General features: G+C 57.6%; 10 protein-coding genes and 2 pseudogenes. 8 read left to right on the top strand and 4 right to left on the bottom strand.

Going from position 1 to position 13,322, the window contains the following annotated elements; translation table 11 throughout:
* Window positions 1-28 precede the first annotated feature (28 nt).
* Complete coding sequence (locus FHX09_RS06940) at window positions 29-1,048, bottom strand: LacI family DNA-binding transcriptional regulator (RefSeq protein ID WP_184449584.1); 1,020 nt, start codon at window positions 1,046-1,048, stop codon at window positions 29-31.
* A gap of 146 nt (window positions 1,049-1,194) precedes the next feature.
* Here FHX09_RS06940 and FHX09_RS06935 point away from each other — a divergent pair, with 146 nt between their 5' ends.
* The 8 genes and pseudogenes from FHX09_RS06935 to FHX09_RS30430 all read left to right on the top strand — a co-directional run.
* Entirely contained in the window at window positions 1,195-3,528 is a 2,334-nt protein-coding gene (locus FHX09_RS06935) for an alpha-L-rhamnosidase (RefSeq protein WP_184449624.1), read from the top strand.
* Between the two features lie 73 nt (window positions 3,529-3,601).
* On the top strand, window positions 3,602-4,876 hold the full coding sequence (locus FHX09_RS06930) for an extracellular solute-binding protein (protein WP_132593733.1): 1,275 nt from the start codon (window positions 3,602-3,604) through the stop codon (window positions 4,874-4,876).
* A gap of 59 nt (window positions 4,877-4,935) precedes the next feature.
* Window positions 4,936-5,799 (top strand): sugar ABC transporter permease, encoded by an 864-nt coding sequence (locus FHX09_RS06925; RefSeq protein WP_132593635.1) that lies wholly within the window; start codon window positions 4,936-4,938, stop codon window positions 5,797-5,799.
* Entirely contained in the window at window positions 5,796-6,620 is an 825-nt protein-coding gene (locus FHX09_RS06920) for a carbohydrate ABC transporter permease (RefSeq protein ID WP_132593633.1), read from the top strand. Before FHX09_RS06925 ends, FHX09_RS06920 begins: the two co-directional genes overlap by 4 nt.
* A gap of 3 nt (window positions 6,621-6,623) precedes the next feature.
* Window positions 6,624-7,604 carry an ABC transporter ATP-binding protein gene (locus FHX09_RS06915; protein ID WP_132593631.1) on the top strand — a complete coding sequence of 327 codons (981 nt, stop codon included), beginning with the start codon at window positions 6,624-6,626 and terminating at the stop codon, window positions 7,602-7,604.
* Window positions 7,605-7,813: 209 nt separating this feature from the next.
* On the top strand, window positions 7,814-8,236 hold the full coding sequence (locus FHX09_RS29695; RefSeq protein ID WP_348649159.1) for a hypothetical protein: 423 nt from the start codon (window positions 7,814-7,816) through the stop codon (window positions 8,234-8,236).
* Window positions 8,205-8,705, top strand: a complete 501-nt coding sequence (locus FHX09_RS06905) for a GNAT family N-acetyltransferase (RefSeq protein WP_183723175.1) — start codon at window positions 8,205-8,207, stop codon at window positions 8,703-8,705. The genes FHX09_RS29695 and FHX09_RS06905 overlap by 32 nt, the downstream gene beginning before the upstream one ends.
* Window positions 8,706-8,768: 63 nt before the next feature.
* Window positions 8,769-8,963, top strand: a pseudogene (locus FHX09_RS30430) (hypothetical protein); the annotation flags it as partial.
* Window positions 8,964-9,040: 77 nt separating this feature from the next.
* On the opposite strand, the gene FHX09_RS06900 reads toward FHX09_RS30430, so the two are convergent.
* From FHX09_RS06900 to FHX09_RS06890, 3 genes and pseudogenes are all read right to left on the bottom strand, one after another.
* Window positions 9,041-10,072, bottom strand: coding sequence for a helix-turn-helix domain-containing protein (locus tag FHX09_RS06900; protein WP_132595281.1), 1,032 nt, complete (start codon window positions 10,070-10,072; stop codon window positions 9,041-9,043).
* A complete protein-coding gene (locus FHX09_RS06895; RefSeq protein WP_184449582.1) occupies window positions 10,048-11,220 on the bottom strand; it encodes a type II toxin-antitoxin system HipA family toxin in 1,173 nt (390 codons plus the stop codon). The genes FHX09_RS06900 and FHX09_RS06895 overlap by 25 nt, the downstream gene beginning before the upstream one ends.
* Window positions 11,221-11,808: 588 nt before the next feature.
* Window positions 11,809-13,147 (bottom strand): annotated as a pseudogene (locus tag FHX09_RS06890) (IS1182 family transposase).
* Window positions 13,148-13,322 lie beyond the last annotated feature (175 nt).

Genomic DNA, 13,322 nt, shown 5'->3' with positions numbered 1-13,322 from the left:
ACGGCTCTTGGTGTGGATTTGCCAATCATCATAGACTGCCGCGTATCTCCACGTGAGGTTCGATCAGCAGGTGTCGAACATCTTCGCGGCCGTCGATACGGCTCAGGAGCGTCTCCGCAGCCGTGCGACCCAGTTGAGCGGCATTTTGGTCTACGCTGGTCAGCCCGACGAGAGGTATGGCTGCGAACGGAGAATTGTCGTAGCCGACGATGGCGAGGTCTTCGGGAACGCGTATGCCATTGGTTCTGGCCGCGTTGAGGAGTGGGACGGCATCAAGATCCGACCAGACGAATACCGCGCGGGGGCGATCTTGCGCTGACAGGAAATTATCAATCGCGACCTTTCGGTCCGTCGCAACAGGCGGCAACCGAATGATCCGGCTTTGCAGACCGGCTTGCTTCATTGCTTCGACATAGCCCATTTCGCGCTGAACGGCGACGACCGACGCAGGCGAGTCCAGGAGATCATAGCTCACCATGGCTATGTCGCGATAACCTTGGCGCAGTGCAGCTTCGACTGCCAGGCACCCACCCTTCCGATCGTCGGAGTTGACAGTGTCGTAGGTCTCAGCCTGGGGCTCGTGATGCGCGATCACAACGATGGGGATTTGACGAGCGTAGCGCTCCAGGACCTTTCCAGAAATCCGCGGGGCTATTATCAACACCCCATCCATCCGATTGTCGATCATGGATTCGATCATCGAAGCCTCGATCGGGCTTGCTGAGCGCCCGAGCCCGATGAGCGATTTGTAGCTGCTTTCCGACAATGCGGTGTTGGCGCTTTCAATGACGCCGGCCAGGAACGTGTTGGACAGTTCTATCACGAGAACGCCGATCGTGTAGGTGCGACCGCGCATTCCCCGAGCGGCCACAGAGGGGCGGTAATTCAGCTTCTCGATCGACGTCTCGACCTTGTGCCGCAGAATGTCGCTGACGCCATAGGCGTTGCGGAGCACTTTGGAGACCGCCGCGACGGAAACGCCCGCATCCTTTGCCACATGGCGGATGGTGATCCTCTCGTGCGGCGCGTCAACTAACTGATTTGTCATTATAAAGTGTCTCGTTTTCTGCTTTTCCGAAATTATAGGCATAAAAACTCTTGCACGGCAATCGAGAGTGTAGAATGATATACATAGAACGATATACACAAGGTATTTAGTCCCGCCGGAGGACAGGCGGTTGAGGAGGTTGCATGATGAAGATTGTCTCGGACCACGGCGTCGCCGCGGCCAACAGCCTTGCGGGCTCTCAGTTCCAGTTCACCGCATCGATGATCGCGCCCTCATGCGATGGCGGGCAGGGGACCGCAGGCACCTTCATTTCCAGAGAGTTTTCGCTGGAAGCTGTACCGGCCGGAGCGACATTGCGCATTTCCGCGCTTGGGCTTTACCGTGCCTTCATCAATGGACACCGCGTGGGGGACGATCTCCTGACGCCTGGTTGGACCTGCTACGACGACCGGATCGCATTTCAGGCCTATGACGTCACGGATCTGCTCAAGTCGGGCCGCAATCGCATCGAGATCTGGCTGGGTGACGGTTGGTACCGGAGCCAGCTCATGTGGGCGTCCAATCCGATATTTAACTGCTGGGGCGAGCGAACGGGGGCGATTGCAGAATTGAGCGCAGCCGGAACGCCGCTGGTTGCTACGGATGAGAGCTGGAAGAGCGGCAACACGCCAGTTATCCGCAACGGCATCTACTTCGGCGAGGATTATGACGCACGCATCGAACCGAAAGATGCCTACGGCGTGGAGGTGCTGGCCTTCGACAAGCAATTGCTGGTTCCGCACGAGACGAGGGCGGTCAAGGAGCTTGATGGGCGTTCCCCTGTCGAAAGTTGGACCGAGACCGACGGGCGAACTGTTTATGATTTTGGCCAAAACGCCGGCGCCTACATCCGCATCCATGTAAAGGGAGAGGCGGGCGCGCAGATTCGTGTCGAGCATTCAGAAGTGCTCGGACCCGACAGGTTTTTTGACAATCGCAATTATCGCAGCGCACGTGCTGAGCTGCGCTACACGCTCAAGGGAGTGGGCGAAGAGGTCTATGCACCGCTCTTTACCTTCATGGGCTTCCGATATGCTCGCATCACCGTGACAGGTCGGGCGGAACTGGTGGCCATCACCATGATCCCTGTTACATCCGTGCCAGTGAGCACGGGCGGCTTTACCTCAGGCATTGCTGCGGTCAATCGCCTTGTCGAGAACACCGTCTGGTCGCATCGCTCGAATTTCATCGAGGTTCCGACGGATTGCCCGCAGCGCGACGAACGGCTCGGCTGGACGGGCGATGCGCAAGTCTTTGCCGGCACGGCTTGCTGGCTTGCCGACAGCGGTTCGTTCCTCGTCAAGTATCTTCGCGACGTGATGCACGACCAGCGCGCCGACGGCGCGGTTTCTCACTTTTCGCCTGACCCAACTCGGCTTCACCCAATCGACGGGCGCGGGGATTGGGCGGGGTCGACAGGCTGGGGCGACGCAATCGTCATCATCCCGTGGCAACTCTACCTGCATTATGGCGATGCCTGTGTTCTCGAGGAATGCTTCCCGGCCATGCTGCGTTGGCTGGACTATCTCTGGGGCATTTCCGACGGACCGATTATCCGTCCTCCCGCGGTTTGGGGGGATCATGGTTTCACCTTTGGCGACTGGCTGCAGCCGGTCGGCGACAACCGCAAGCCGCGTCCGACGGTGGCGGACGATTGCGCCGCGACCCTCTACCATTTCATTTCGACGCAATTGACCGCAAAGATCGCCCGCACAATCGGGAAGGGCACCGAAGCGGCGCGTCTTGATGCGCGCGCGGGTGAAATCAGATCGGCCTTCAAGCACGAATTCTTTTCGCCATCCGGTCGCATAGCGCATAACGATCAGACCTCCTGGGCTTTGGCGTTCCTCTACGGTCTCGTACCGCCGGAGTATGAAGAGGCTGGTCGTGAATATTTCCGCCGGGTCTCGGAAGAGACCGATGGCGTCATCGGTACGGGTTTCATTGGAACACCCGCTGTGCTGCCCGCCCTTACGCGTCTTGGGATGATGGACCTGGCGCAGAAGATGTTTCTGAACCGCAAGGTCCCCGGCTGGCTATATCAGGTGGAGCACGGTGCAACCTCGATTTGGGAGCGATGGGATGCACTCGCCGAAGACGGCACGATCTACGATCCGGACATGAACAGCTATAACCACTATGCCTACGGCGCTGTGTGCCAATGGCTCTTCGAAGATGTCGCCGGAATGAAGCCGCTGGAGGACAAGCCTGGCTTCGAGGAGATAGCCTTCGATCCCGCAATTCTTCCGGCGCTCTCGCCGGTGTCGGCCTGGCACGACACTCGCTTCGGACGCATCGAGGCCGGATGGAGGGTGGAGGGGAGCGCCGTCACCTGCCGCCTTTCCTTGCCAGAAGGCGTGACTGCGCGTCTTGGGGGCAGGGAGGATCGCAAGGCGCTGACTGCGCACGGTGAACTGGTCGCGCCGGGCCAGGAGGTCAGGCTCGGCAAGGGAGAGCACACCATCACGTTTTCGATTTGATAGAGAAGCTTGCGGGCTTTGCCCGCAAGCCAGCAGCCCAAATCATTCCGGTCTTCAGGAGGAGGAAATGACTATGAGAATGACGAAGTGCAGCATCCTTGCCGCAAGCATCATGTCGCTGGCCACTGGCGTTGCTCGCGCCGATGTAACGCTCAGCATCCTGATCGATACCAATCCCGAAACGATCGCCTCATTCGATGTTGTCTCGAAGGCCTATACGGAAAAGCATCCGGATGTGAGCTTTGACGTGGAGCAGCGTGCTGGAGGATCGGAAGGCGACAACATCATCAAGACACGTCTCGCCACAGGCGAGATGGCCGACATCTTTCAGTACAATGGCGGTTCGCTTTTTCAGGCGCTGAAGCCGCAAGAGACGCTGGCAGATCTCTCTGACCTCCCGTCGCAGGCTGGAATCCTCGACAGCTTCAAAAAAGTTGTCACCAGTCCCGATGGACACGTGCGTGGAACGCCGTTTGGCCCGGCCATGGGGGGTGGCATTTTCTACAACCGAAAGATCTATGCAGAGCTCGGCCTCACCCCGCCTAAGACATGGGCGGAGTTCATGGCCAACAATGAGAAAATCAAGGCCGCCGGCAAGGTGGCCGTAGCGCAGACGTATGGCACCACTTGGACGTCGCAGCTCTTCGTCCTTGCCGACTACTTCAATGTCCAGGCGGAGGTTCCGAATTTTGCTTCCGACTATACCGCCAACAAGGTCAAATATGCGAACACGCCGGCTGCCATGCGTGGCTTCGAGCACCTTGAGGAGGTTGCGAAAGCCGGCCTGCTCAATGCTGATTTCGGTGCTGCGACGTTCGACGACGGAATGCGAATGGTAGCCACAGGTGAGGCTGCACACTATCCCAATCTGACCTTCGGCGTCGGCAACGTTCAACAGAACTTTCCTGACAATTTGAAAGATCTAGGCTTCTTCGCTCAACCCGGCACAGATGCGGCAAAGAACGGGCTGACGGTGTGGATGCCTTCTGCGCTTTATGTTTCGGCAAAGTCAGAGCATGTCGAGGAAGCCAAGAAGTTTCTCGACTGGATCGGCACCAAGGAGGCCTGTGATCTCATGGCAAAGGCTGTTCCCTCTGGCCCGTATCTGGTCAAGGGTTGCGAGCTCCCGAAGGACATTCCGCCGGTCGTTTCCGACATGTTGCCCTATTTCGAACTTGAAGGACGTGCCGCGCCTGCGCTGGAGTTTCTTTCGCCGGTGAAGGGGCCAGCGCTCGAGCAGATCACGGTTGAAGTCGGAACGGGAATTCGGTCCGCCAAGGACGCAGCAGCTCTCTACGACCAGGACGTCGAAAAGCAGGCCAAGCAGCTCGGCCTGCCCAACTGGTAGTAACCTCCCAGCCGATCCCCACCCGGTGCTCGTCCGGGTGGGGTGCTCAAGGAGCCCCCATGGTTACGCGCAGATCGCCTTACCCCTACTGGTTCGTCCTGCCAGCGGCGGTGATTTTCACCGTCCTTTTTCTGGCGCCGACGATTGCCTCTTTCTGGTTCAGCCTCACCCGGTGGGACCTCTTCACCACGCAGTTCATTGGTCTGGACAACTACCGGCAGTTTTTCCGTGAACCGTTCCTGGTCCAGGGCCTCGTCAATACCGTCATCTACGCGGTGCTGACATCAGGCGCCAAGACCGTACTCGGCTTGCTTCTGGCAGTGCTGTTGACATCGGGTCTGTGGGCACAGGGCTTCCTGCGCACAGTCATTTTCTTTCCAGTTCTTGTGTCGACCATCGGCGTCGGCATCACCTTTTCCATGCTCATGCACCCCACCCGGGGTCTTATCAATGTGGCGCTTGCTGCCGTGGGCATTCATGGTCCGGGCTGGCTGACGGATCCGGCACTGGCGCTCTATTCCATCGTCTTCGTCGATCTCTGGAAAGGCATAGGGCTCGCCACGGTCATCTACATAGCCGGGCTCGCATCCATCAGTCCGGACTACTATGAGGCGGCCAGAATCGATGGCGCAACCGGCCGTCAGATGTTCTTCCGCGTGACCATCCCATTGGTGAAGCCCGCAACGGTTACGGTCGTGACGCTATCGCTGATCGGCGGCCTGCGCAGCTTCGATCTGATCTGGGCAATGACCCGCGGCGGACCTGGCTTTTCCTCAGATGTTCTGGCGAGCGTCATCTACAAGCAGTACCAGGCGGGCTTCTATGGGCTGTCGACGGCCGGAAACGTCATCTTGTTCGTTCTTATCGGGCTGATCGTTTTGCCCCTCACAGCTTGGTTCAATCGCAAAGAGGTGGATCTGTGAGGCGTCGCCAACTTTACACGGGTGTCGTAGCACTTGCCGCTTCGGGCGTGGTCTTCGTCCTCCCCTTCCTGTTCATCTTCATTACAGCCGCCAAGACAAAGCAGGACGCGGCGTCGTTGAGGTTCAGCCTGCCTGTTGAGTGGCGCCTCTGGGAAAACTTCATCGAGGTGCTCCAGGCCCGCAACTACATGCTGCTGCTGGCTTACTTCAATTCAACCGTTATCACGGTGGTTGCGGTCACGCTTCTCGTGCTGTTCGGTGCAATGGTGGGATACGTTCTGCAACGCCGCCCCTCGCGTTGGAATACGGTGATCTATGGTTGCGTTCTAGCGGGGCTGATGATCCCGCCCGCAGTCGTGCCAACCATCTGGGTGCTGCAGTCGCTTGGCCTTTTCAAGTCGATCTCAGGTATGATCCTGATCCAGGTCGCCTATGGTCTCGCATTTACGGTGCTACTCTTTAGGAGCTTCATCGCGACGATACCGCGCGATCTCGATGAAGCGGCGATCATTGACGGCGCCAAACCGCTCCAGATTTTTTTCCGGGTCGTCCTCCCGCTATTGAAGCCGGTGACCGTCACCGTCATCGTCGTGCAGTCCATCGCCATCTTCAACGACTTCACGAATCCGCTGTACTACCTGCCGGGCCGGGAAAACGTAACGGTACAGCTCACCCTCTATAATTTCCAGGGGCAGTTCCAGACCCAATTCAACCTCCTGTTCATGAACATCCTGCTGGTGACCATTCCGCCCCTCATCGTTTTTGTGTTCTTCAACCGGCAGATCGTGGCGGGCATGACCGCCGGCGCAGTGAAAGGATAGGCAATGACCAGCGTTGTGCTTGACAATGTCCGCAAGAGCTTCGGTAGCCTTGATGTGATGAAGGGCGTCGATCTTACGATCGAGGCGGGGGAATTCTGCGTCTTCGTCGGTCCTTCAGGTTGCGGAAAATCGACTTTGCTGAGGATCATTTCAGGACTTGAGACGTCGAGCTCGGGAAAGGTGTTCATCGACGGCAAGGACGTTACCGATGCCGAACCCTCCCAGCGCGGCATCGCCATGGTCTTCCAGTCCTATGCCCTTTATCCTCATCTGACCGTGGCGGAAAATATCGGCTTCGGCCTGTCGCTTGCCAAACGGCCCAAGGCTGAGATCGCGGAAAAGGTCAAGCAGACCGCCGACATTCTTCAGCTTTCCCATCTGTTGGATCGAAAGCCCAAGGCGCTTTCGGGCGGACAACGGCAGCGCGTCGCAATCGGTCGCGCCATCATCCGCAATCCAAAGGTCTTCTTGTTCGATGAGCCCTTGTCGAACCTCGACGCTTCATTGCGAGCACAGATGCGTATCGAGCTGACTGAGCTGCACGCCAAACTTGGCGCAACGATGATCTATGTAACGCACGATCAGGTCGAGGCGATGACCATGGCCGACAAGATTGTCGTGCTCAACGGCGGAACGATCGAGCAAGTCGGAACACCAATGGCGCTCTACAACAATCCGGCCACGCCGTTCGTCGCAGGCTTCATCGGCTCGCCCAAGATGAACCTCTTCGAGGGAGAGGTGGCCAAACGTGAGAGCTGCAAGACCTATGGCATCCGTCCGGAGCACATTTCGCTTTCCACGACGGATGGAAAGTGGCGCGGCGTCGTGCGGCACATTGAAAGGCTGGGCGCGGACACGGTTGTCCATCTTGACTTACCGGAACTCCCGTCGCTTGTCGTACGTACGGAAGGCGATCGTTCGATTTCGGTGGGCGAAACGCTGTTCGCCTCACCGTTCAAAGGCAAGGAGCACAGGTTCTCCTAAAATGGCGAAGAGCGGCAACCGGGTGTCTTGCTCCCACGTTGTCCTGTCCGCCTTGATCTGTGATCGGCTTTCCATGGACGAGCAAAGGGAGTTTCTCCATGGAGAGTACGTTGGAGGTTCTCACGACCGCGAAGAACGGGCGTTGAGGTTCGCCGGCAGGGCCGGATGAGGTCAAAGCGCAGATCGTTTCGGAGAGCTTGCGACCCGGCGTGACGGTGAATGAGGTAGCAGACCGTTATGGATTGAAGGCCAATCACCTGTCCGCTTGCCGGACGATGGCGCGGCAGGGCAAGCTGGTTCTGCCCGAGGTCATGCCTGTGGTGCGTAAGAACTTTCGATTGGAGTTCGGCTTCGTTCCAAAACCTGATTCCAACATGGTGACTGTCCCCGGATCGCGTGTCGTGATCGGCCGCCGCTTGGCATCGCTGACCCGGTACTTGTTTACAATCTCAGAGATGTTGCGGCCATATGTTCGGTTCATTGCGCCGGAACTCTGCCGCCCTAATGCCCGCGCTTGCGACACGTCGCAAGACAGTTCAGCGATTCTGCGCTATAAGGTAGCAATTGTCACCAGGCATTTGCTACCTTTGGGGGTGCTTCATGGAAGTCCGAGCAATTGTTTCTTTGTCTGACTTCGAAGCGGCACATGCGCTCATCAAGGCCATGGGCAAATGGGACGCCGAAGAGTCACGCAAGTTCCGAGTGCCAGATGTTGTATTGATGGATTACATCTACGGACACACCATAGAGACTTTAATGGAAAAGTTCAGACAACGCGGCGCGGGGTTCTTCTTAGCCAGCGTCGATAAATATCTTGCCGGGTGCGCTGGCTATTCGAAGTCAGACGACGGTATCGCCGAACTACAGAAAATGTACGTTCGCCCCGAGGCGAGAGGCAGAGGCGTTGCGAAGGGCCTGATGACCGCCTGCCTAGATAGAATGCGCGATGATGGATACGCAAGTGTGAGGTTGGAAACTGTCACGTTTATGAGTGATGCCATAGCTCTGTACGAAGGCTTTGGTTTCAAGCGCAGTGGCCATTTCCGAGCCGTTCCCCAAAGCTTGAAGCCCATCACGATTTTCATGGAGAGGACGCTCTAAGCACCCAATCCCCGGTGAACTTCTTTCTGCCAAGCGACCGGCACTGCGGAGCAGGTGACGGCGAGTCTGGCCGTTGGTGCAGATGCCGAGCAGGTACTTTACATGACTTTGGACAAAGCGGCTGGCTACAAGTTTACTTATGAATCCGGGTCTATCGAAAATCCGCGTAATGACGCTTTCGTGAAGATTCTTGAGGGTTCAAAGCCGGCGTTTGTGAAACGCCGCCTTGCGTACCAGATTAAGTACCTCTCCGCTTGATGGGTGCCCTTCATGCTGACGTGGCCGAGTCCGTGGACTGCGGTCTTTGCGCCATCCCAGGCGGTTTGCGGTCACCGCTAGCGGCGCGGATGACGTGCTTTGCTGATGGGGCTATTCAACAAGCGTTGCACTTCCGCCTCGACGCGATTGAGCGAAAGCCCTGCCACGCCAAACCTCTCATAGAGCGACGTCAACAACGGGAGCATGCATTCGGCCAATCGGCTCTCGATGTCGTTGGCAGAAAACTTTGCCTCCAGCACGGCTTCATCGCTTCGCGCCGCATGACCTTCGACAAGCAGATCACTCAGCGGGTTAGCCCAGGAGCGCAACACGCGACCGCGCAGGCCCGTGAACATGGCGCGGAAATAAACCGTCACGGCTGTATCGGCATCTTTGCGAAGGAGCGATGCAAGCTTTTCCGCGTGCAACAGAACCTCACCCATCCGCCATAGGGGAAGCGTCGTGTCGAGAATCGTTCCGGCGGGGAATGTCTCTGCACCGTCTTCCTGATAACCGCGGATCAGGAACATGCGCCCCGAAGGTGCCGCACGCCAGAAATCGCAATGCGCAGGATCATTAAACCCGCGCTCGACTTCCTCGCCTTGCGGTGCAAGCCAACATTCAATCAGTCCATCAACTTCACGCGGCTGAATAGCCTCGCGTGTCGGAAGCCAGAACGGCGGCCAGCCCGTTTTGCGAACTACGGCCTTTTCAAGAATGCGTTCAAAGGCGATCAGCTCCGGCATCTTGAGATCGCCCTCAAGCCAGTAGTCGAACCGATACCAGCCATTTGGAAACCGCGCAGGCGAATCCTGGGGGAGCGGAGCAACCAGATTACGCCAACGCTCAAATGCATCGCGCACGAACCGGGCTTGCGTGTCCCCCTCGGTAGGCTCATCCACCAAACCCACGACGCGCAGGATATCGAGCGCTTTCGCCAGTGTCAGGGTCGTTTCACCACGCTCAAACGCAGCCATTGTCGGATGGCTGACACCCGCCAAAGCCGAATGATCTTTTTGTGTAAGACCTTCCGCCTTGCGACGGCGCAAGGTTTCTTCCACGTACCGTTGCCACGCGAGCGAGGCTATGTTTCCAGTATTCTCAGGCATGAATTGTCCACGATCTCTTTGAATCTATGAACGAAGCCGTCCGGCGGCTCCGCGTCGGGCGGACGGATAATGGATGCAGCCTTCTCCACCTGCCGCTTTAGCTGTCTGAATGTCTGGTCGATGGCCCTGTCCGGCAGGCCGATTTCCTTGCCGAAGGCACGGAAAATCGCCTGGTTGGCCGCTTCCAGATGGATTTTCTCACCGCCGATTGACAGCGCCAATGTCTGGTCGAACCCGTCATAAAATGCGGTGTTGACCACATCATAGGCGGGGGATAGCCGTAAGCCCGTTGGCGTTTCCAGAAGGGAGAAGTTTTTCAGGTGGGCATCGCAATTCCCGATCAGGGTGAAGACGATCAGGCGATTGAAAAACCGCAAGAGGTCGATTGGGGCGCGCGATGAGTGCCGACGAATGATCGCGGCAATATCCTCGTAGGTCGCATCATACTTGCCTGCGTAGTCCTGTCCCTTGGGCTTGCGGAGTATCTGCGCACAGTCTTCGAGGCGCAGTTTCTCGCCGTTCGGTTTCCGGTCGAAGCGGGTAACAATGAGCGCCGTTTCGTCAACAGCCGCGATGAGCGAGGTCGTGAACGCGGTCACTTCCCTTTCGCCAAGGACGGCGGCGGTCCATCGCAGGCTCAGGAGTTCATTCCGAACGAGGTTGTCTATCCGGTCGGAATTGAATTTAGCGATATAGGGCGCTGATCCCGTCGCACTCGCGGGAACAAACCTGTTTTCATCGTCCTTGGTGACAAGCAGTTTCTTCTGCACACCTGAAACCGTGCGTCCGGGGCTGGCCGTGGCTTCGGTGATTTCCGGGAGCTGTGCGGCATCGACCGGCGGCCGGATGCTGACGGCCCCGATACAGTCTGCGCCGTAACGAAGGAGCAGCCCAAGGTCGTCTTCTTCAACGACATGTGCCGAACGTGCCTGTTGTTCGCGTAGCCATCCTTCCGGGCCGAGGTGCTGGAAGAACGGATGCAGGCCGACCTTCCATTCATGTTCGCGTTGCGTGGAGGGGAAGCAGCAGGCGATATTGCCTTTATTCCAGTCTGAACGATAGGCGAAGCGGGTTCCGCCGTTGGCCGTTTCGACCAACGTGCCGGCGGATTCATCCTTGAACAAAATGTCTGCGCTTCTCAGTGCCATTAAGTTATGCCTTCTCTCTCTACCTCATGAGCGCCCGATGGGGGCGTTAACGAAGCCATATGTCAATTGTGGTGTATGATTTGCGAGAAAGTCAAGTTATAACGCGATTGCAGGCATTTCGCGCGAGAAAAGCAATCTTTAGCTTTATATCGGTCCGATCTGTGCCAGTCACAGCTCGCCTGTGAAACTATGGCTCGAATCTAGTGTAATAAATTCATTCGCGGCAGGCCGTTTAGAATTTTTCGGAAATGCGGCGATCGCTGCAAAAACGGAATTTCTTAAATCGTTCAGGGCGTCTCGGGAGAAATCCCGACCACCCTCTATGGCAAGCCACCAAACCGCAAGCGGTTTCACCCCGTGCGGGTGACGATCCTATGACGCAAAGACTATCGAGGATAGTCTCCTTAGGAGGGTGCATTGTCCAGTATCTGAACGTCTCTTGCCGCCGAGGCGGATCGTCTGCCTTCGGCGGATATCGTTGAAAAACTCGATGGATTGGCCGCTTAGCCCGCCGTTTAGGGGTTTTGGGCAGGGAGTTATCGGTTATCTGCCCTGCGCCTGTGCGCAAGGTATCGAGTTATGCCGCTCTTATACGGCGAAGACGCCGTGCGGCGACCTTTGTGGTCTGAGTTTGGCCAGTCTCCTGAGGTTTTGGGCGGTTGCTGCAAGCAGGAATTCGTCTCGCGCCCCGCACGGACCTCGCAGCCTCAAGCGGGCCATCCGAAGAATGCGCTTCAAGTGTGCGAAGAGCATCTCGACCTTCTTGCGACGATGCCGGGACTGCTCATATTCTGGCGTGGCAGCAATCGCTCGGGCGACATCGCGGGCATCTTCGTTGAGATCACGCGGTACCTTGCGTGCAACCGCATTCGGACAGCAGCGCTGTTTGAGTTCACAGGCGTCGCAGTCCTTCTTGCTGGCGCGATAGAGCCGTGTCCCTTCGCTCGTGATCCCCGATCTGGGCGTTGCATAGGTTCGGTGGAACTGCTTCAGCTCCTTGGCCGCCGGGCAGATGTAGCGATCACTCTCACTGTCCCAGGTGAAGTCCGAGCGCGAGAAGGTCCCGTCGGTCCGGTTCGATTTGTCGAAGACAGGAATGTGGGGCGCGATCTTCTTTTCCTTGACCAGCCAAGCCAGATTGTCGGCAGAACCATAGGCGCTGTCAGCAGCGAGATAGTCCGGCTTCAAGCCGAAGCGGTTCTCTGTCCTATCGATCATCGTGCGGGATGCTCCCACCTCCGCCTGGCGGATGGCGCATGTCGCCTCCACATCGAGGATGACGCCGTGATCGGTATCGATCAGATAGTTGGTGGCGGAGGCGAAGAAGGCATGGCCTTTGTGAGCACCGGTCCATTGAGCTGCCGGATCGGATGGGGAGATGAACTTCGGCGTTACGGCAGAGGGAGCACCAAAAGCCGCGTCATCGAGAACCGCCAGATATTCCTGCACCGATCGACCGGCATCCTCGTTGGATTCCCATTCCGCGCCAGGCACCGAGCGCTGCTTGTTGGCGTCCGCCGCGATCAAGCTGGCATCGATGGCAAAGCCTTCCGCGCCGACCAGTCCCTGCGCCAGACAGCGCTCCACCACCGTCTCGAACATATGCCGCAGGATGTCGCTTTGCCGGAACCGGCCATGACGGTTCTTCGAGAAGCTGGAATGGTCCGGCACCTTGCCGACCAAGGCGGCAGAACCAGCGATAGGCGAGATTGAGATGGACCTCTACCCGATGATCAGCATCCGTATCATCATCAGCTCGGGATCAATTGAGGGACGGCCGGTAGCTGTAGAACGGCTTCAACTGCGCTCGAACGCTATCCAGGTCGAGATGGCGGTCAATCCCGCGCAGCAGATGGTCTATAGGGACGTGATCATCGAGGCAGAAGTCGTAAAAGAGTTGCGCCGGAACTGTCTGACATCCCATCATTCGCCTGATCCCACAAATCACTCAGAGGAGTGAATCACGCGTCCCAAGCCTCGGCAATGGCGAGTTTTTCAACAGTATCGGCCCTTTGCAGACATCGAAATTTGTAGTGATTTGCCTTACCGTTTGGAAATTGCGCCGTGATAGGAATTGCAACCAAAGAGCGATCATAAACAGG

Source organism: Rhizobium sp. BK538, from assembly GCF_014197575.1.
In the GTDB taxonomy this organism is placed as follows: Bacteria; Pseudomonadota; Alphaproteobacteria; order Rhizobiales; family Rhizobiaceae; genus Rhizobium.
The sequence above is the reverse complement of the archived record's forward strand: the minus strand, read 5'-3'. Positions and strand labels throughout refer to the sequence as shown.